At 61.0% G+C, this 18,003-nt stretch carries 17 protein-coding genes; 4 read left to right on the top strand and 13 right to left on the bottom strand.

The features are described 5' to 3' along the window. Positions 1 to 49: 49 nt before the first annotated feature. The 10 genes from CFBP5499_RS02180 to CFBP5499_RS02130 all read right to left on the bottom strand — a co-directional run bounded on the left by CFBP5499_RS02180 (position 50) and on the right by CFBP5499_RS02130 (position 10,431). A complete protein-coding gene (locus CFBP5499_RS02180; RefSeq protein WP_080825981.1) occupies positions 50 to 544 on the bottom strand; it encodes a DUF523 domain-containing protein in 495 nt (164 codons plus the stop codon). A gap of 231 nt (positions 545 to 775) precedes the next feature. Continuing rightward, entirely contained in the window at positions 776 to 3,118 is a 2,343-nt protein-coding gene (glyS, locus tag CFBP5499_RS02170; protein WP_137066225.1) for a glycine--tRNA ligase subunit beta, read from the bottom strand. 100 nt (positions 3,119 to 3,218) lie between these two features. Further along, positions 3,219 to 5,156, bottom strand: coding sequence for a DUF2207 domain-containing protein (locus CFBP5499_RS02165; RefSeq protein ID WP_080825985.1), 1,938 nt, complete (start codon positions 5,154 to 5,156; stop codon positions 3,219 to 3,221). A gap of 20 nt (positions 5,157 to 5,176) precedes the next feature. Next, on the bottom strand, positions 5,177 to 6,454 hold the full coding sequence (locus tag CFBP5499_RS02160) for a 3-phosphoshikimate 1-carboxyvinyltransferase (protein WP_080825987.1): 1,278 nt from the start codon (positions 6,452 to 6,454) through the stop codon (positions 5,177 to 5,179). Positions 6,455 to 6,527: 73 nt separating this feature from the next. After that, positions 6,528 to 7,079 carry a LemA family protein gene (locus CFBP5499_RS02155; protein ID WP_080825990.1) on the bottom strand — a complete coding sequence of 184 codons (552 nt, stop codon included), beginning with the start codon at positions 7,077 to 7,079 and terminating at the stop codon, positions 6,528 to 6,530. A 78-nt stretch (positions 7,080 to 7,157) separates the two neighbouring features. Next, positions 7,158 to 8,120, bottom strand: a complete 963-nt coding sequence (locus CFBP5499_RS02150) for a glycine--tRNA ligase subunit alpha (RefSeq protein ID WP_175416588.1) — start codon at positions 8,118 to 8,120, stop codon at positions 7,158 to 7,160. A 100-nt stretch (positions 8,121 to 8,220) separates the two neighbouring features. Beyond that, on the bottom strand, positions 8,221 to 8,415 hold the full coding sequence (locus CFBP5499_RS02145; RefSeq protein ID WP_080825993.1) for an NfeD family protein: 195 nt from the start codon (positions 8,413 to 8,415) through the stop codon (positions 8,221 to 8,223). Between the two features lie 20 nt (positions 8,416 to 8,435). Next, a complete protein-coding gene (locus tag CFBP5499_RS02140; RefSeq protein ID WP_175416587.1) occupies positions 8,436 to 9,305 on the bottom strand; it encodes a S49 family peptidase in 870 nt (289 codons plus the stop codon). Between the two features lie 88 nt (positions 9,306 to 9,393). Further along, the gene (locus tag CFBP5499_RS02135) at positions 9,394 to 10,194 is read right to left on the bottom strand and encodes a tRNA1(Val) (adenine(37)-N6)-methyltransferase (RefSeq protein ID WP_130932465.1); all 801 of its coding nucleotides are present in this window, start codon (positions 10,192 to 10,194) and stop codon (positions 9,394 to 9,396) included. 6 nt (positions 10,195 to 10,200) lie between these two features. Further along, positions 10,201 to 10,431 carry a DUF2007 domain-containing protein gene (locus CFBP5499_RS02130; protein WP_175416586.1) on the bottom strand — a complete coding sequence of 77 codons (231 nt, stop codon included), beginning with the start codon at positions 10,429 to 10,431 and terminating at the stop codon, positions 10,201 to 10,203. 110 nt (positions 10,432 to 10,541) lie between these two features. Between CFBP5499_RS02130 and CFBP5499_RS02125 the strand changes: the two genes are divergently transcribed. From CFBP5499_RS02125 to moaB, 4 genes are all read left to right on the top strand, one after another. Then, complete coding sequence (locus tag CFBP5499_RS02125; protein WP_080825998.1) at positions 10,542 to 11,558, top strand: polyprenyl synthetase family protein; 1,017 nt, start codon at positions 10,542 to 10,544, stop codon at positions 11,556 to 11,558. Between the two features lie 191 nt (positions 11,559 to 11,749). Continuing rightward, a complete protein-coding gene (locus CFBP5499_RS02120) occupies positions 11,750 to 13,594 on the top strand; it encodes a tetratricopeptide repeat protein (protein ID WP_080827462.1) in 1,845 nt (614 codons plus the stop codon). A gap of 6 nt (positions 13,595 to 13,600) precedes the next feature. After that, positions 13,601 to 14,500 (top strand): 4-(cytidine 5'-diphospho)-2-C-methyl-D-erythritol kinase, encoded by a 900-nt coding sequence (locus CFBP5499_RS02115; protein ID WP_080826001.1) that lies wholly within the window; start codon positions 13,601 to 13,603, stop codon positions 14,498 to 14,500. Positions 14,501 to 14,526: 26 nt separating this feature from the next. Next, a complete protein-coding gene (gene moaB, locus CFBP5499_RS02110) occupies positions 14,527 to 15,072 on the top strand; it encodes a molybdenum cofactor biosynthesis protein B (RefSeq protein ID WP_175416584.1) in 546 nt (181 codons plus the stop codon). Positions 15,073 to 15,354: 282 nt separating this feature from the next. Here moaB and CFBP5499_RS02100 read toward each other — a convergent pair whose 3' ends face one another. The 3 genes from CFBP5499_RS02100 to CFBP5499_RS02090 all read right to left on the bottom strand — a co-directional run bounded on the left by CFBP5499_RS02100 (position 15,355) and on the right by CFBP5499_RS02090 (position 17,926). Continuing rightward, the gene (locus CFBP5499_RS02100; RefSeq protein WP_080826008.1) at positions 15,355 to 16,230 is read right to left on the bottom strand and encodes a dienelactone hydrolase family protein; all 876 of its coding nucleotides are present in this window, start codon (positions 16,228 to 16,230) and stop codon (positions 15,355 to 15,357) included. Positions 16,231 to 16,346: 116 nt separating this feature from the next. Then, the gene (gene adhP, locus CFBP5499_RS02095; RefSeq protein WP_046800638.1) at positions 16,347 to 17,375 is read right to left on the bottom strand and encodes an alcohol dehydrogenase AdhP; all 1,029 of its coding nucleotides are present in this window, start codon (positions 17,373 to 17,375) and stop codon (positions 16,347 to 16,349) included. Between the two features lie 149 nt (positions 17,376 to 17,524). Then, the gene (locus CFBP5499_RS02090) at positions 17,525 to 17,926 is read right to left on the bottom strand and encodes an MAPEG family protein (protein ID WP_175416754.1); all 402 of its coding nucleotides are present in this window, start codon (positions 17,924 to 17,926) and stop codon (positions 17,525 to 17,527) included. Between the last annotated feature and the right edge of the window lie 77 nt (positions 17,927 to 18,003).

The following is an 18,003-nucleotide window of genomic DNA, read 5'->3' as shown; positions in this document are numbered from 1 at the left end:
GCTATATCGATGGAACAAAGGCGCCGGGGGAAACTCCGGCGCCTTTGTTTCAAGGGGTTAGCGCATCCAGTCGGTCGATATCGGCTGGGGAAAAGACCGCGATACCGGCTTTTTCGAGCAGCGCCGCAGTCACGCCATTGCCTGCGTGTTTGATACCGGAGAACGAACCGTCATAGATCGCGACTGATCCGCAGGACGGGCTGCCGTCGATCAGCAGCGCGTGGGTGCAGCCATTTGCCCTGGCGAAGGCCAGCGCCTTTTCCGCACCGGCGATAAACTCGGCCGTGACATCGCCGCCAGTCAGCTCCAGCACCCGGGCGCGGCCTTCCAGTACGTCGAGACCGGAAGCCCCGTTTTCTATCTCCGCCGGCGGACGCGGGACAGGCATGCCGCCGGCCATTTCCGGGCAGATCGTTACCAGCCTGCCCTCGCTGCGCCAACGGTCAATCGCTGGATGGGAAAGAGGCTTGCCCTTGCCATCATAACGGACGGGCTGGCCGAGGAGGCAGGCGCTGATGAGGATTTTGGGGCGCGTGTGAGTCAATGAGAAGTTATCCTTCGGGAGTCGCGGTCGCGGCTTACCCCCCTCTGCCCTGCCGGGCATCTCCCCCTCAAGGGGGGAGATCGGCGAGAGGCATGCTCCCCGCTCTTCCCGAAACGTTCAATGTGGCTGAGAGGTTGCCACGGGTCGATCTCCCCACTTGAGGGGGAGATGTCCGGCAGGACAGAGGGGGGTGAACCACGCACGCTACCGCCCCGACTACCCCGACGCCCCTCACCCCGTAATCTTCGAGAAATCCGCAACCGTCCCGGTCGCCTCGCGAATGGCCTTCAGCAGCGCCAGACGGTTGGCGCGGATGGCCGCATCCTCATCATTAACGAGCACATCCTCAAAGAACTTATCCACGGGCGCGCGCAGCGTCGAGAGCGCCTGCATGGCGGAACGGAAATCTTCCGTCTCTACGGCCTTCGCGGCATCGGCAGAAGCCGTCTTGATAGCCGCATAGAGCGCCTTTTCGGCGTCGAGCTTCAACAACTCTTCCGAAACACCATCAGCCACCACGGTGCCCTTCTTTTCCTCGGCGGCCAGAAGCTGGGTGGCGCGCTTGGCACCCGCCAGAAGGTTGCGGCCGTCTTCGCCGGTGATGAAGGCGGTAAGCGCCTCGACGCGGCGGGCGATCATCAGGAGATCATCGGATTCCGGTGTCAGGACGGCGTCGATCAGATCATAACGCGCGCCGAGATCGCGGAGATAGACTTTTAGGCGATCATGGAAGAAGGAGAGGAGGTCAAAAGAGATACGTTTTTGTGCCTCATGAGTAGAGTCCGGATAAAGTATACCCCTCCTCCCAAACACGCTTTCATGGTAATTCTGTTCCACATATTCAGAATGACTAATCTTTTCAGCGTCAAACTCGCCAACGCCCCACTCCGGAAAGTTACTCCATTCGGACATTATATGCGCGGGAAAATCGAAGACGATCTTACTGACAACCTCGATTAGCGAAAGCCGCACGTTTTTCTCAAGCAGAATGCGCACTACACCCAGCGCCGCACGGCGCAGAGCGAAGGGGTCCTTCGAACCGGTGGGCTTTTCATCGATGGCCCAGAAGCCGACGAGGGTATCGAGCTTGTCGGCCAGCGCGACCGTGATCGCCACCTTGTCGGCCGGCAGGCGGTCGGAAGGGCCTTGCGGCTTGTAATGGTCTTCAATGGCGGCGGCGACGCTTTCGTTTTCGCCCTGAAGCGCCGCATATTTGCGGCCCATCAGGCCCTGAAGCTCAGGAAATTCGCCGACGGCCTCGGTGCGCAGGTCGGCTTTCGCCAGTACCACGGCGCGGTCTACCAGCGCTTCATCGGCACCAACGACCGGGGCCAACGCCATCGCCAGTTCGCGGATACGGGCCACGCGCTCACCCTGCGTGCCGAGCTTGGCGTGGAAGGTGACGTTGAGCGCATCAAGCTTCGCCATGCGCTGGTCGAGTGGCTTGTTGAGATCGAGGCCGAATTTCGCAGCCGAATCGTTCAGCGTTTCCAGATCGGGCAGATCGCCCTGGTCACGGCTCCAGAAATGGCGGGCGTCCGACAGGCGGGCGCGTACGACCTTGCCATTGCCATGGATGATTTCCTTGCCGCCGTCGCTTGCCTCGATGTTCGAGATCAGGATGAAACGGTTGGAAAGCCCCTCTTCTGCGCCCTGATTGCGGGTAACGAAGCACTTCTGGTTGGTCTTGATGGTGAGACGGATGATTTCCGCCGGGATTTGCAGGTAATCTTCCTCGAAGGTGCCTATCAGCACCTGCGGCCATTCGACGAGGCCGGAGACCTCTTCCAACAGGCCTTCGTCTTCCACGAGGTCGAGGCCGTTGGCGAAGGCCAAGTCCTTGGCGTCGTGAAGGATGATATCCTTGCGGCGCTCGGCATCGAGAATGACCTTCGCCTTTTCGAGGTTCGAGACATAATCCTCGAAACGGCGCACGGTGATCGGGCCCGGCGCATGGAAACGGTGGCCATAGGTAACGTTGCCGGCGACGATGCCGTCGATCACGAAGGGAATGACCTGCGTCTCGTCATGTTCGGGGCCGAACAGGCAGACGATGGATTGCAGCGGGCGCACCCAGCGCAGGCTTTCCGAGCCCTTGCCTTCGATGCCGGCATAGCTGGAACCCTTCGGCATAGAGGCCGGGCCGGAGCGCATGGATTTCGGCCACGGGAATGAGCGGATGATGCCGGGCATCACCTCAGCGATGATCTCTTCCGCCGGGCGGCCGGGTTTGTTGATGATGGCGACATAGAAATCGCCCTTCTTCGGATCGGAAACGACCTGAGCCTCGGAAATATCGTTGAGGCCAGCGCCGCGCAGAAAGCCTTCGATGGCCTTTTCGTTGGCGTCGGTGCGCGGACCCTTCTTTTCCTCACGCACATCGGCGGAGCGGGCGTTGAGGCCGCGAATATCCAGCGTCAGGCGGCGCGGCGTCCAATATTCGCGCGCACCCTCATAGGTCAGCCCTCTCTCCACCAAGGCATCGGTGACGAGTTTCTTCAGATCGCCCGCCGCCTTGCGCTGCATGCGGGCGGGGATTTCCTCGGAGCGGAGTTCAAGCAGAAGATCGGGCATGGGATCAGGACTTTATCTGTTGTCGGACGATTGCGGTCGGCTTAGCAAGCAACGCGGCAAAAGTCACCAATGCATTCGGTTAAATTACCGTCGGCGGGCCTTACCAGCCGCCGCCACCACCGCCGCCACCGCCGGAGCCGGAAGAACCGCCACCGCCACCGCCCGAAAAGCTGGAACCGGAGGAACTGACGGGCTGGGGAATGGTGGAAGCGATGGTACTGGCCATGGAGGTGGAAAAACCGCCGATACGGTCGCCAAAGCTGCCGTAATTACTGCCCGCATACCAGCCGGGCGCATAACTCGCAGCAGCGGCACCGGCGGCGGCTGTCGCCAGCCAGGTCTCGAAGGTGCGGCTCCAGGGTTTTTCGACGCCAAGCGCCACGGCATAGGGTAGCAATGTCTCGAAATGCTGGGGCGACATGGCCGGTGCACCCGCCATGTTCATCCGGTCCTTTTCCGCCAGCGTCAGATAGGTTCGCAGGCCCTCGATGCCATCCATCAGCTTGCGGCCGAGCGGCGTCGGCGCACCCATCAGGAACAGGAACAGTGCATTGGTGAGCACGATGCCGCCGATGGCGGCCAACGCGAGCGACTTGGTATCATGTGTCACATCCAGCAGGATTTGCGTGGCGATGCCGCCAATGGCCGAGAAGGCCACGAAACCGGCAAAGGCCAGCATGACGATGCCGCCGATCCGCTTGCGCAGCGTTGCGCCGCGCGAGAACTGCCGGCCGATACCGATCGACAGGATGCTGAAGAAGAAGGCGAAAAAACCGAAGACCAGAACGGCGGCGATGGCGCTTTCATCCAGATCACCAAACACCAGCGTCGCGATGATGAGAGCGATGCTGAAGAAGATGCCGAAAAACGTGTAACCGGCATTGCTGTGGTAATATTTGCCGCGATGCTCTTTTTCTATCGCCGCGCGGAATTGCGAACCAACCTTTTCGACTTCCGCTCCATGGGCCTTGTCGATGGTCAGCGTCTTGCCCGCGCCGCCGATGGCGGTCAGCAGCGTCTTCTGGCCTGTCGGCAGATCGGCGGCGATTTCTTTTTCCGTGCGGCGAATGACGATGGAATTCTTCAGATCTTCCAGAACAACATAGCCTTTAACCGCCAGATCAAGCGCGGAAGCGGAGAGTGCCGTCCAGCCCGCGCCGGAAAAACCGCGGTTGTCGACATAGTTGACCAGAGCGGGGGAAAGCCCTTCCGGCGCATCCCAGCGCGGCACGACCACACCCCTGGCGGGATCGCGACCCACCGCGAACCACGCCCGCAGATAATAAAGCAGCACGGCAAAAAGCCCGCCGCCCGAAAGCAGGATGGCGAGATTATCGCGCAGCCACCAACCCGCCTCCTGCGAGCTGTCAGGTGCGGCAATGGCACCCTTGGGCAGCTTGACTGCGACCGTCATGCCCTCGCCCACCGAAAACGGGCGGGTGGAGGCGAAGAACACCTCGTTGCCTTCGCTGAGGACGCGGGCATCCTTGCCTCTTGCGCCCAGCGGACCGGTGAAGACGGCGGTATCCGTGGCCCTGACGCCCTGCGGCAGCGTGATGGTGGCGGAAATCTCGCCCATGGGAAACTGCCAGCCATTGCCGGTGACGTTCCAGGTGAGTTCGTCATAATCGCTGAAATAACGGATCTGCCGGGCGGTGGTGTAGGTGATCTGGAAGACATGCTCGCCGGTCGGCAGAAAACGGTCGGCGCTGCCGGTATAGATGCGGATGCCGCCATCGATAGTTTCGGTGCGCCAGTTCTCCGGCGCGCCGTCGCGCTCCACCGAAACGACGTTGAAATCCACCTTGGTACGGCGGTTGTTCGCATCCAGCGCATAAAGCGGGAAATCGCGGAAGATACCGCGCTTGATGTTCTGGCCCTCGGCCCGGGCGGTGATGGTTTCCGTCACCGTCAGCTTGCCATCCTTCGCCACTTCCACAACGGAGTGGTACGAGCGGATGAATTCCTCTGCGAAAGCCGGGAAGGCCACGCCCAGGAAGACGAACAGCGCGAGAAGTCTTGCGGCGATGGTCTTCACGGGCGGTTCTCCAGCCGGTTTCAGTGCTGCGGTTCGGCAGCATTTTCCTTTTCAGTATACTCGACGCCAAGCGAGGCGAGCGCTTTCCAGTAGCCGGGATAGGTCTTGCCGACGCAGGCCGGGTTCTGGATGGCGATGCCGCCGATCTTCAGGGCCGCCAGCGCGAAGCTCATGGCGATGCGGTGGTCGGCAAAGGTATCGATCGAGGCTTCGACCGTCTGGCCCGCCAGCGCCGGATCGGCATGCACGATCAGGTCGTCGCCTTCCTCATGCGCCAGACCATCGCGGATTTCGTTGAGGCCGAGCGAGACGGCGCGGATGCGGTCGCATTCCTTGACGCGCAGGTTGGCGATGCCCACGAAACGCACCGGCGTCTCGTTGAAGGCGGCCAGAACCGCGATGGTCGGAATGGCGTCCTGCATCTGCGAACCGTCGATTTCGGCGGGCAGATGCGGAAACTGCGCCATCACCTCATAAGCCTTGGCATCCGGTTGGGTGAACCTGTCGGTGGGCGTGCCGATATCGATCGCGCCGCCGGTCAGCAGTTCCGCGCCCCAGAGATAGGTGGCGGCAGAGGCATCCGGCTCGATGTGGAAATCGGTCGCGGTGTAACCGGTCGGGTGCACGCGCCAGATGGCGTTGCTCACCCGCTCCACCTTCGCACCGAAAGCTTCCATGGCGGATGTGGTGAGATCGATATAGCCCTTCGCACCGATTTCCTCGCCCTTGAGGATGATATCGACAGGCTTGTCGCCGCAGGCGGCGGCCATCAGAAGTGCCGACACGTATTGGCTGGAGAGGTTGGCATCGATGGTGACGCTGCCCTTCGGGAACCCTGTGCCCTTGCCGCAGACGGTGACGGGCGGGCAGCCGGTCGGCGCTTCGGCCTCGACGCCAAGCGAGCGCAGTGCCTCCACCAACGGCATGATCGGACGTTTGCGCATATGCTCGTCGCCATCGATGATGACGGCGCCATCGACAAGGGCTGCGGCCGCGGTGAGAAACCGCGTGGCGGTGCCGGCATTGCCGAGGAAAAGCGGCTTTTCCGGTTGCTGCAACACGCCCGAACTCTCCACCACGAAGGTGGTGGCGTCAGGCTCGGTTACCTTCACGCCCATTTCGCGCAGGGCCTCGGCCATATAAAGCGTATCGTCGCTTTTCAGCGCACCCGTCAGGTGGCTTTTGCCTTTGGCGAGGCCGGCCAGCAGAAGCGCGCGGTTGGTGATGGATTTGGAACCGGGCGGCTCCACCTTGCCGGAAAGCGGGTGGCCGGGCGGGGTGATGGTCAGTTCGATCATGATCGTCGTCTTGTCAAAGAATGCGGCGCAAAGCCGGGCTATCGGAATATCGGCAGGGATTGGGAGCCGGTGCTTAGAATTTCACGGTCGGCACGGCGCGGTCGGCCGGATTGTCGATCTCGAAATAAGGCGCCTTGGCAAAACCGAACTGCCCCGCCACGAGGTTGGACGGGAAGCTCTCCACCTTGACGTTGAGATCGCGCGCGGCACCATTGTAATAACGGCGCGACATCTGGAGTTCGCCTTCGATGGTCTCGAGCGAGCGCTGTAATTCAAGGAAATTCGTGTTGGCCTTGAGGTCGGGATAGGCTTCGGCCAGCGCGAAGAGTTTGCCGAGCGCCTGTGAGAGCAGGCCTTCCGCCTGGGCGCGGCCTTCGACATCGCCAGCCGGCACGGCCTGCGCCCGGTTGCGCATGGCGATCACCTCCTCGAAGGTGCTCTTTTCATGCGCCGCGTAACCCTTCACAGTCTCGATGAGGTTGGGAATGAGATCGGCGCGGCGCTTCAGCTGCACATCGATGCCCGACCACGCCTCTTCCTTCATCTGCCGCGCCTTGACGAGGCCGTTATAGATGAAGACGACATAAAGCGCGATTGCCGCGATGATTGCCAGCGTGATGAACATTCCCGACCCCTCCTCAAGAGGCGCGAGCGCCACAACGGCTCCCGCACGTTAGACTGTTGCCCCGCCTTACATAAACGTTCAGGCGGCCCTGTTCCAGTTCAGCCCGCCTGCATCCGTCAGCAGGAAGGCTTCGCCGCAGGCTTTCGCCAGCGTGCGCACCCGCAGGATATAGCTCTGGCGCTCCGTCACCGAGATCACGCCGCGCGCATCCAGAAGGTTGAAGACGTGGCTGGCCTTGATGCACTGGTCATAGGCCGGGAACACGCATTTATGCAGGCGCTGATTATCGCTGTCACCGGGCGCACCGGCGGCGAGAAGCGCCAGGCATTCCTTTTCCGCATCGATGAAATGGCGATGCAGCATGGATGTATCGGCGAATTCGAAGTTGTGACGGGAATATTCCTGCTCGGCCTGCAAAAAGACATCGCCATAGGAAATCTTCTCTTCGCCCTCGCGGCCGTTGAAGTTGAGGTCATAGACATTGTCGACGCCCTGAACATACATGGCCAGACGCTCCAGACCATAGGTCAACTCGCCCGCGACCGGCGAGCATTCGATGCCGCAGACCTGCTGGAAGTAAGTGAATTGCGACACTTCCATGCCGTCACACCAGCATTCCCAACCCAGACCCCAGGCGCCGAGCGTCGGGCTTTCCCAATCGTCTTCCACGAAGCGCACATCGTGCAGCAGCGGATCGAGGCCAATCGCCTTCAGCGAACCGAGATAGAGTTCCTGCAGGTTGGACGGGTTGGGCTTCAGAATGACCTGATATTGGTAATAATGCTGCAGACGGTTGGGGTTTTCGCCGTAACGACCGTCGGAAGGGCGGCGCGACGGCTGCACATAAGCGGCCTTCCACGGCTTCGGCCCAAGTGCGCGCAGGGTCGTGGCCGGATGAAACGTGCCCGCGCCCACTTCCATATCGTAGGGCTGCAACACCGCGCAGCCCTTGTCGGCCCAGTAATTGTGCAGCGTCAGGATCAAAGCCTGAAAGGAACGCTTCGGGTTCATATGGTCGGGAATATCGGTCATTTCAGTCATCGCGGCGTTAGGAGGACAAGTAAGCAGTGACTTACTTCGGATGCGGACTGGTGCCACGGCATGGCGTGGGGGTCAAGGTTTTATGCGTAAAGCCGCAGCCTTACGCCTCATCCTCGCGCTTCACCCGGTATTCGCCGGTTTCGGGGTCCTTGATCAGCGTGCCGATGGCGCCGGTCTCGCGTTCCTTTTCCCGTTGTTTCGATTTCGCCGAAAGCTTTTCCGCGTCGCGAACAAAGCGGCGGTAAAGGATGATGGATCCCACCACCAGAAGAAGAATTGTAATGAGCTGCGCCATAAGGCTTTATTCCCGCGACATCATAGACCGAAACGCGACCACAATGCCTTTTCTTCGGCAACTTCCGCAAGGCCCGAGACGGTTCCGGCAGCAAGCTTTCCGGCATCGAGGCCCAGCGCCGTATTCACGCCAGGCACTTTTTTGCCAAACAGCGAGCGCCCGCCGCTGACGAGCTGAAGCTTGACCTTTGTCCCGTAACGGCGGCGCAGAACCTCCCGCATGTCGCCCAGCCCGTCGATCAGGCCGAGGTCCAGGCCGCGCATGCCGGTCCAGAACAGGCCGGAGAAGATTGCATCGTCGCCCTTCAGCTTCGAGCCACGGCGCATCTTGACCATATCAATGAAAACATTGTGAATTTCGACCTGAAGCGACTTCAGATAATCGATATCGCCTTCCTTTTCCGGCTGGAAGGGATCGAGGATGACCTTGTTTTCGCCGGCCGTATAGACACGGCGCTCCACGCCGATCTTCCGCAGCATTTCCGGAAAACCGAAGCCGCCGGATACGACGCCGATCGAACCGACGATGGAGGTGGGGTCGGCGATGATCTCGTCGCCGGCAAGCGCAATCATGTAGCCGCCGGAGGCAGCCACGTCCTCCACGAAGACCAGGACCTTCTTTTCCTTTTCCTCGGCAAGCTGGCGGATGCGGTTATAGATCATCCGCGCCTGCACCGGCGAACCGCCCGGCGAATTGAGCGAAATGGCAACGGCGGGTGCGTCCCTGACGGCAAAGGCCTTTTCAAGCAGCGGCGCGTAGGAGGCAAGATTGAGGGCGGGGCGGAACTGGTTGCCGCCGGCCATGATCGCGCCCTGCATGCGCACGACGGGGATGACGAGCTCTTTTTTGCGAAAGCGTTTCGGCACCAGATACTTCAGAAAACCCACCAATCAATCCTCGCAGCAATTGTCTCGTTGTCACGGATGTATGTATCGCCCGGCAAAACGCAATGGTTTGCGAATGACGCCACAACGATATTTATGACGCTGTCCGGATTGCCCTTACATTACGCAGATAGGCGGCGCGGCCATTATTGAGGTCATCCACGAAGGGCGTGAAGGCATGGCTGCCGGTCTCGTGCATGATGAGCGGCGCGCGGAAAGACAGCCGCGCGCGCGATCCCTTGATCGCGGTGACGAGCATGCGCACCGCGTCCTCGCCGGGGCGGGGATGGATGAGGGTAATCTCGATGCCGCCGAAACGGCTACCGCAGGCGGCGATGATCTCCGCAACCGATTGCGGCCGTGAAATCAGGGAAAGCTGTCCGCCGGAGACCATGATCGCGCCCGCGGTCCTGATCCAGTCCTCGAACAGGTTCTCCGTCATGGCGTGCGCCTCTGCCTTCAGGGCATCCGGCGTACGGCGGTCGCCCGCGTCATTATAGGGCGGGTTCATGATGACGTGATGGAAATGCCCGTCCGGCAATCCGGCCTCGACGCGCGTCTTGGCACGCAACGTCACATCGGCCTCGCGCACGCCGACACGGGCGGAAAAGGCGGCGTTTTCGGGCAATCTTAGGCTGCGGCGGGCAAATTCTGCCATTTCCGGGGAGCGCTCGTAGAGTGTCACCTCGGCCTTTTCGAGCCGCGCCGCCACCGCCATGCCGGCGGCACCGGCGCCAGCACCGAGATCGGCGATCCGGCAGGCGCGGTCATCCGCCACCAATGACGCCAGAAGCATGGCGTCCATGCCCGCCCGGTGCCCCCTGCCCTTGGGCTGGATGATGTGAAACCGACCCCGGTGAAAGGCGTCGATCGTTTCGGAAATATCGTCGCCCACCGCCGCTCAAGCCTCTTCGTTGCGCAACTCGTCACCCAGCCCGGCATCGATGAGAATGCGGCGGGCCTCACCGGCGCGGTCTTCTTCCACCAGGAACCTTCGCGGCAAAAGGCCGAGCGATCCCTCCAGAATGCTCATCGCCTGATCTGCTATGAGGCAATGGATGCCAGCGTCCTTCATCAGGCTTTCAGCGAAGGAAAGAAGCACGGCATCGTTGGTACGGATCAGTTCACGCATGGATAGACCTAAATTCCCATCTTTTTGAATGGCTAGCGGCAATTCGCCCCTTGCCGCACAAGGCATCAGTTTTTATTGTCGAATTCAAATTCGAACTGGAGTCCTGTCCCTTGGGCGTCGTCATACCGCTTGAAGAAAGCAAAAACAAACTCGCATCCGTCAAGCCGCTTGTCGACCTGACCCGTCCCGACATGGAACGGGTGAACCAGCTTATCCTTTCCAGGGCCGGTTCCGATGTCCAGATGATACCCGAGGTGGCCAATCATCTCATCTCCTCCGGCGGCAAGCGCCTGCGGCCGATGCTGACGCTCGCCTCGGCCTCGATGTTCGGTTACGAGGGCGATAACCACATCAAGCTCGCCACCAGCGTGGAGTTCATGCACACCGCGACGCTTCTGCATGACGATGTGGTGGATGAAAGCGATCTGCGCCGTGGCAAATCCACAGCCCGCACCATCTGGGGCAACCAGGCGAGCGTTCTCGTCGGCGACTTCCTGCTCGGCCAGGCCTTCCGCATGATGGTGGATGTCGGTTCGCTGGATGCGCTCGATGTCCTCTCCACCGCCGCTTCCGTCATCGCCGAGGGCGAGGTGCTGCAGCTCTCGGTCGCCAAGAACATGGAAACGACCGAGGACGACTATCTTCAGGTGATTCGCGCCAAGACGGCCGCGCTCTTTGCCGCCGCCGCGGAAGTCGGCCCCATCGTCGCCAAGACGGACAAGGCCACTCGCAGCGCGCTGAAATCCTACGGCATGAATCTCGGCCTCGCCTTCCAGCTGGTCGACGACGTGCTGGACTACGGCGGCAAGTCCGCCGATCTCGGCAAGAACACCGGTGACGATTTCCGCGAAGGCAAGATCACGCTGCCGGTCATCCTGTCCTATCGACGCGGCACGCAGGATGAGCGCGCCTTCTGGCGCAACGCCATCGAAAAGGGCGAAAGCAGCGACGAGAACCTGGAGAAGGCGCTGGGCCTGATCACCAAATATAACGGCTTGGGCGACACGATCGGTCGCGCCACCCATTACGGCACGATTGCCCGTGACGCGCTTGCGCCGTTGCCGCAGAGCCCATGGAAAAATGCGCTTCTCGAGGTCATCGACTTCTGCATCGAGCGCCTCAACTGACGCTCAAGCCTTAAGCAAAAGGCGGGTGGACAGGTCCATCCGCCCGACGTTCCGGGCCGGTTTCCCCGCAAGGCGTGATTGTGGCACGGGCCATAATTTCTTGCGGGGTTGCTTCAAAAAAGCCATTCTATCGTGACCAAACAATGGAAACTGATTTTTCCGTGCATTCGCACAAAGGCAAAGGTTCCCTCATGCGGCGTAAACCAGCACTTCGTCTTCTCTGCAGCGCGGCTCTTGCCGCCGCTCTCGCAATCGGCGCGGGTGCAAGCCCCGGCTTTGCGGAGACAAAGGCGAAACCGGAAGACAAAGCCGTTACCTTCGATCCCGGCAAGGTGAATACCTTCTCCGGCGCTTTCCTCGCCGGACGCAACGCTGATGTCGATCAGGACTATCCGACTGCGATTTCGCTCTACAAGAAGGCGCTGGAATACGATCCAGCAAATTCCGAAATCCGCCAGCGGCTGATGATCGCCGAACTTCTGAGCGGCAACTTCGAGGCCGGTGCCAAGATCGCCGATTCCATGAAGGACGATACCTCGGTGGAGCGCGTCACGACCATCGTGCGCGGTCTCGACGCCATCAAGGACAAGGAATTCACCAAGGCCGAGAAGATCCTGAAATATACCGGTCCGAACGATCTCGACCGCATGGTCAACACGCTTTTGACCGCCTGGGCGCGTGCCGGCTCCGGCAAGCCGAAGGAAGCGCTGGCGCTCGTCAACAATATGAAGGGCCCGGGCTGGATTTCGATCTTCCAGAAATACAATGCCGCGGCCATCGCCCTGGTTTCCGGCAATACCGAAGCCGCCCGCAAGAGCCTGAACGAAGCCGTGACGGACCGCGAAGGCGGCGCCACCGCCTCCGATACCTATATGCGCGCGGTCATGGCGCTTGCGCGGCTGGAAGCTTCCGCCGGCAACAAGCAGAAGGCACTGGATGCGATCGCCGTCGGCGACACTTTCGCGCCGAATTACGCGCCGCTGAAAGCGCTTCGCGAGGCGATTGAAAAGGGCGAAAAGCCGGAGCAGCAGATCACCAATGCGGTGGAGGGTGCGGCCAGCGTCATGTTCTCGATTGCCGGCGCATTGAACCGCGAAGGCGCCGAAGAGATCGTGACCCTTTATCTGCAGACCTCGCGCGCCCTTGACCCGAAGAGCCCGGATACGCTCATTCTTCTCGGCGGCCTTGCCGAAGCGATGAAGCAGCCTGAGCGTGCCATCACCTTCTATCGCGAAGTGCCGACGGATTCGCCGATGCATCGCATCTCCGAGTTGCAGCTCGGACTGACGCTCGCGCAGACTGGCAAGGTGGAGGAGTCGCGCAAGCATCTCCTGTCGCTGCTGGAATCCGACCCGAAGGACATCCGTTCCTATCTCGCTTATGGCAGCGTGCTTTCGGACGCCAAGGACTATCGCGCCATGGCGGAGAACTACGACAAGGCTATCGAGGTGATCGGCGCCGTGCCGCAGAAGTCCGACTGGTCGGTGTTCTTCCAGCGCGGCATCGCCTATGAGCGGCTGAAGCAATGGGACAAGGCCGAACCGAATTTCAAGCGGGCGCTGGAGCTTAACCCTGATCAGCCGCAGGTTCTGAACTATCTCGGTTATTCCTGGGTGGATAAGGGCATCAATCTCGATGACGCCATGAAGATGATCGGCCGGGCGGTCGAGCTTCGTCCGAATGACGGCTACATCGTTGACTCGCTCGGCTGGGCACATTTCCGGCTCGGTGACTTCGATCAGGCCGTGACGGAACTGGAGCGCGCAATCGAACTCAAGGCCGGTGATCCCACCATCAACGACCATCTGGGCGATGCCTATTGGCGCGTGGGCCGCAAAATCGAGGCCGTTTATCAGTGGAACCGCGCCCTGATCGGCGACAATGACGATGTGGACAAGGCCAAGGTGAAGGAAAAAATCGCCAACGGCCTGCCGCCTGTCGAAAAGGACGCTGAAAACACCGCCAAGAAGGACGTGGCGCCGCAACCACCCGCTCCTCCGGCGCCGGCGACGCCTACGCCAGACAAGAAATCCTGACGCCGCATGCGCCTGCATGAGGTTTCCGGGGCCACCGAAACAATCGAGGCGGCCCCGGCCAAGATCAATCTGGCGCTGCATGTCACAGGACAGCGGGCGGATGGCTACCATCTGCTTGAAACACTGGTGACATTCACCGAAGCCGGCGACGTGATTCGCATTCGCGACGCTACCACCGACAGTTTCTCCATTTCGGGGCCCTTCGGCGATCTTCTAAGCGCCGGCGATGGTGGCGACAATCTCGTCACCCGTGCCCGCGACATGTTGCGCAACGCTCTCTCGTCAACAGGTCAACCTGCCCGCCCGGTCGGCATTCACCTTGAAAAGAACCTGCCGGTTGCGTCGGGCATCGGTGGCGGTTCGGCGGATGCCGCAGCAACGCTGCGGGGGCTTTTGCGGCACTGGAATGCCAAGATTGCACCGGCAGAGCTCGCCTCGCTCGCACTGAAACTCGGTGCCGACGTGCCGATGTGCCTTGCAAGCCGGCCGCTGATTGCGCGCGGCATCGGCGAGCAGATCGAAACGCTCACCGACCTGCCAGAACTCTTCATGGTTCTGGGCAATCCGCTAAAAGCCGTCTCGACACCGGAGATTTTCAGGCGATTGCAGAACAAAGCCAATCCCCCGCTGCCAGCTCCTTCGACAATTGGCTGGGCGACGATTGGCTGGATGGATTTTCTCGCCCAAAGCCGCAACGATCTGCAGCCGCCGGCTCAGGCGCTGCTGCCTGAAATCGCGGAGATAACCGGGCTGCTGTCTGAGGAAGGGGCCGCCTTTGTCCGCATGTCCGGTTCCGGGGCAACCTGTTTCGGGATTTTTCATTCCTTCGATGCCGCCAAAAACGCGGAAACATCGCTTCGGAAAAAACGTCCCGGCTGGTATTTTCACGCAACGCGGACCATTTGAGGGCCGGATATTTCGAGGATAAGGCCATGGCAGGCGATAGACCCTTCATTCCCCTTGGCATTGCGGTTCTGACCGTTTCGGACAGCCGCACGCTGGAGAACGACAAGTCCGGCGACACGCTCGTCGCAAGGCTGGAAGAAGCGGGCCACAGGCTCGCCGCCCGCGCCATCGTGCCGGACGACAAGGCGGCGATCGCAGACACCGTGCGGGAATGGACGCTGTCTGAAGGCGTGGATGTGGTCATCACGACGGGCGGCACCGGCTTTACCGGCCGCGACGTGACGCCAGAGGCGCTGGAGCCGCTGTTCGAAAAGCGCATGGACGGATTTTCCGCGCTTTTCCATCGCATTTCCTATGACAAGATCGGCACCGCCACCATCCAGTCACGCGCGACCGGCGGCGTGGCGAACGCCACCTTCATCTTCGTGCTGCCGGGCTCTCCCGGTGCGTGCAAGGATGCGTGGGACGGTATTCTCAAAGCCCAGCTTGATTACCGCCACCTGCCCTGCAATTTCGTGGAGATCATGCCGCGGCTTGATGAGCATTTGAAGCGTGGGGCGGGCGGCGTTTAGATCAGCGGATCGAGGGCGCGCGGGGCTTTACCCCCCCTCTGCCCTGCCGGGCATCTCCCCCTCAAGGGGGGAGATCGACTCGTCGTTAGGTCTCGCCCATCTTGACGTCTGTGAATGAAGTGACAACAGGGCCGCTTGCCGATCTCCCCCCATGAGGGGGAGATGCCCGGCAGGGCAGAGGGGGGTAAAGCCCCGCGCACCGGCGGTCCGTTATCTCCGCACAACATCCAGAACCTTTCTGCCCTCTCACCGGAGACGGACAGACGCGACATCGAAAACCCATTACGCCAGATATTTTTTGAAAAACTCCGTCGTCCGCCCCCATGCCAGATCGGCCGCCGCCTTATCGTATCTGGCCGATGACGTATCGTTGTTGAAAGCATGATTGACGCCGTCGTAAACGAAGATTTCGAAGGTCTTGCCGTTTTCCTCCAGCGCTTTTTTATAGGCGTCGATACCGGCATTGATGCGCTCGTCGAGACCCGCATATTGCAAAAGCAGCGGCGCCTTGATGGCTGGCACATCGGCCGCCGGCGGTTGCTGGCCGTAATAGGCGACGCCGGCATTGAGGCCCGCCGATTTGGTGGCGAAACGATTGACCAGCCCGCCGCCCCAGCAGAAGCCAACCGCCCCGACCTTGCCATTCGCGCCCTGCCTTGCCGCGAGCCACACCCTTCCCGCTTCGGCATTGGCAACGGTTGCCTCCATGTCGAGACCGCTGAACATTTCCCGCGCCTTATCCTCATCCGCCGGCGTTCCGCCCTGCGGGGAGAGGAAATCGACCGCAAGCGCGCGGAAACCGGAAAGCGCGACACGTCTTGCCACATCGCGAATATGGTCGTTCAGGCCACGGTTCTCGTGGATGACGATGACGGAACCAATGGGGCCGGACACCGACTTCGGTGTGACGAGATAACCCTTCATCTCGCCGCCGGGCGCTGGATAGGTCACCTCTTCCGCAACAATGCCCGCATCATCAGGCGCGACGACGGCCGCACGGGCGCTGTTGGCAGAAAGCAGCGGCGCAATGGTCGCCGCGGCCGCACCCGAGCCGGCCAATATGGAGAGCTTTTCCATGAATTTGCGGCGGTCGAGGCTGAGATGGGTATATTCATCGTAAGCGTCGATCATGGCCTGCGTAATCTTGGGCTTGTCCATCGCCTTATCCTCCTTGAACGCGCGGATGCGGAAGGATAACGCAGATCGCCCTAGGGGGAACAAGGCGGGCGGAAGCGGCGCCACACATTTGCGTGAGCGCCGCAATCGTTTTGACGTCAGGCGGCGAGGTCCACCACGATACGGCCGTCGATCTTGCCCTCTTCCATGCGGTGGAAGATATCGTTGATATTTTCCAGCTTGTCCCACGAGAAGTGGGCAGCCACCTTGCCTTCACCGGCAAAGGTCAGCGCCTCCTCCAGATCCTGCCTCGTGCCGACGATGGAGCCACGCACCGTGATGCGCTTCAGCACCGTGTCGAACACCGGAATGGAGATAAAGCCCGGCGGCAGGCCGACAAGCGCCATCGTACCCTTGGAGCGCAGGAAGCCATAGGCCTGCTCCATGGCCTTCGGCGAAACCGCTGTCACCAGCGCGCCATGGACGCCGCCGGTCGCCTTCTGCACCTGCTCCACCGCGTCGGGCGCGCGGCCGTTAACGACGACATCGGCTCCGAGTTTTTTGGCAAGCGCCAGCTTGTCGTCGAAAATATCGGCGGCAACGACATGCATGCCCATGGCCTTGGCATATTGCACGGCCATGTGGCCAAGCCCGCCAATGCCTGAAATGACCACCCATTCACCGGGCCTGACTTCGGTTTCCTTCAAGCCCTTATAGACCGTGACGCCGGCGCAGAGCACGGGTGCGGCCGGACCGAAATCGAGATTGTCAGGCAGGCGGCCGACGAATTTCGGATCGGCAAGGCCATATTCGGCAAAGCTGCCGTTGACGGAATAGCCTGAGTTCTTCTGGCTCGGGCACAGGGTTTCCCAGCCGGTGCGGCAAGGAATGCAGCATCCGCAGGCGGTATAGAGCCAGGGCGTGCCGGCGCGGTCGCCTTCCTTGATGCCGGTGACGCCTGCGCCGATCTTGGCGACGTAGCCTGCACCTTCATGTCCGGGAATGAAGGGCGGGTTGGGCTTGACCGGCCAATCGCCCGTTGCGGCATGCAGGTCGGTGTGGCAAACGCCCGTCGCCTTGTAGTTGATGAGAATCTCACCGGGGCCGGGATCCGGTATCGCCACTTCCTCGATGGTCAGCGGTTTTCCAAATGCGCGGACGACCGCCGCCTTCATTGTTTTAGCCATGACATACTCCCTAATCTCTGCTCGCCGGAAATCCTCGACGGCGGGCAGAGATTAACGGGGATGAGGCTCCATGGAATTGACCCATCGCAAACCGGAGCGTTTTGCGCGGCGGGATTGTCTCACTTATGAAGCAACCTGACGGTGCCGATTTATTCCAGCGCCAACCATATGGCGAGCCATGCCCACAGGCCGACGACCAGTGCAAAGCCGATGCCGAACAATGCCCCGCGCTGGCGCAAGTGGTTGCTGGTGACATGGACATAGGAATGGGCATAACGCGAGAGCACGAACAGCCATGCCAGAACGACGGTGACGATATTATCCGCATCCGTGATGTAAAGCAGCAGGCAGGCGATGTGAAACAGGACCGGCAGTTCGAACTGGTTGGCGATGTTGCGGTTCACCAGATGGCTTTCCCGCGCCTCCTCGCCGCGGTCGCGCAACTTGATCGCGGATTCACGATCCTTGAAGGTGAATTTGTTGCGCCGGATGACCAGGAGCGCGTAAAGGCAGAAGACCAGAAAGACATGGGCGATCATCGGCCAGAACATTGCGGTCGTTGGTGACATGCTTTCCCCCAATCGTGAAAACGCTCCCCGATCCGGCTTGAGATCGAGGAGCGCCAAAT

Source organism: Agrobacterium tumefaciens (assembly GCF_005221325.1).
GTDB lineage: Bacteria > Pseudomonadota > Alphaproteobacteria > Rhizobiales > Rhizobiaceae > Agrobacterium.
This window is presented reverse-complemented; position numbering and strand designations above follow the sequence as displayed.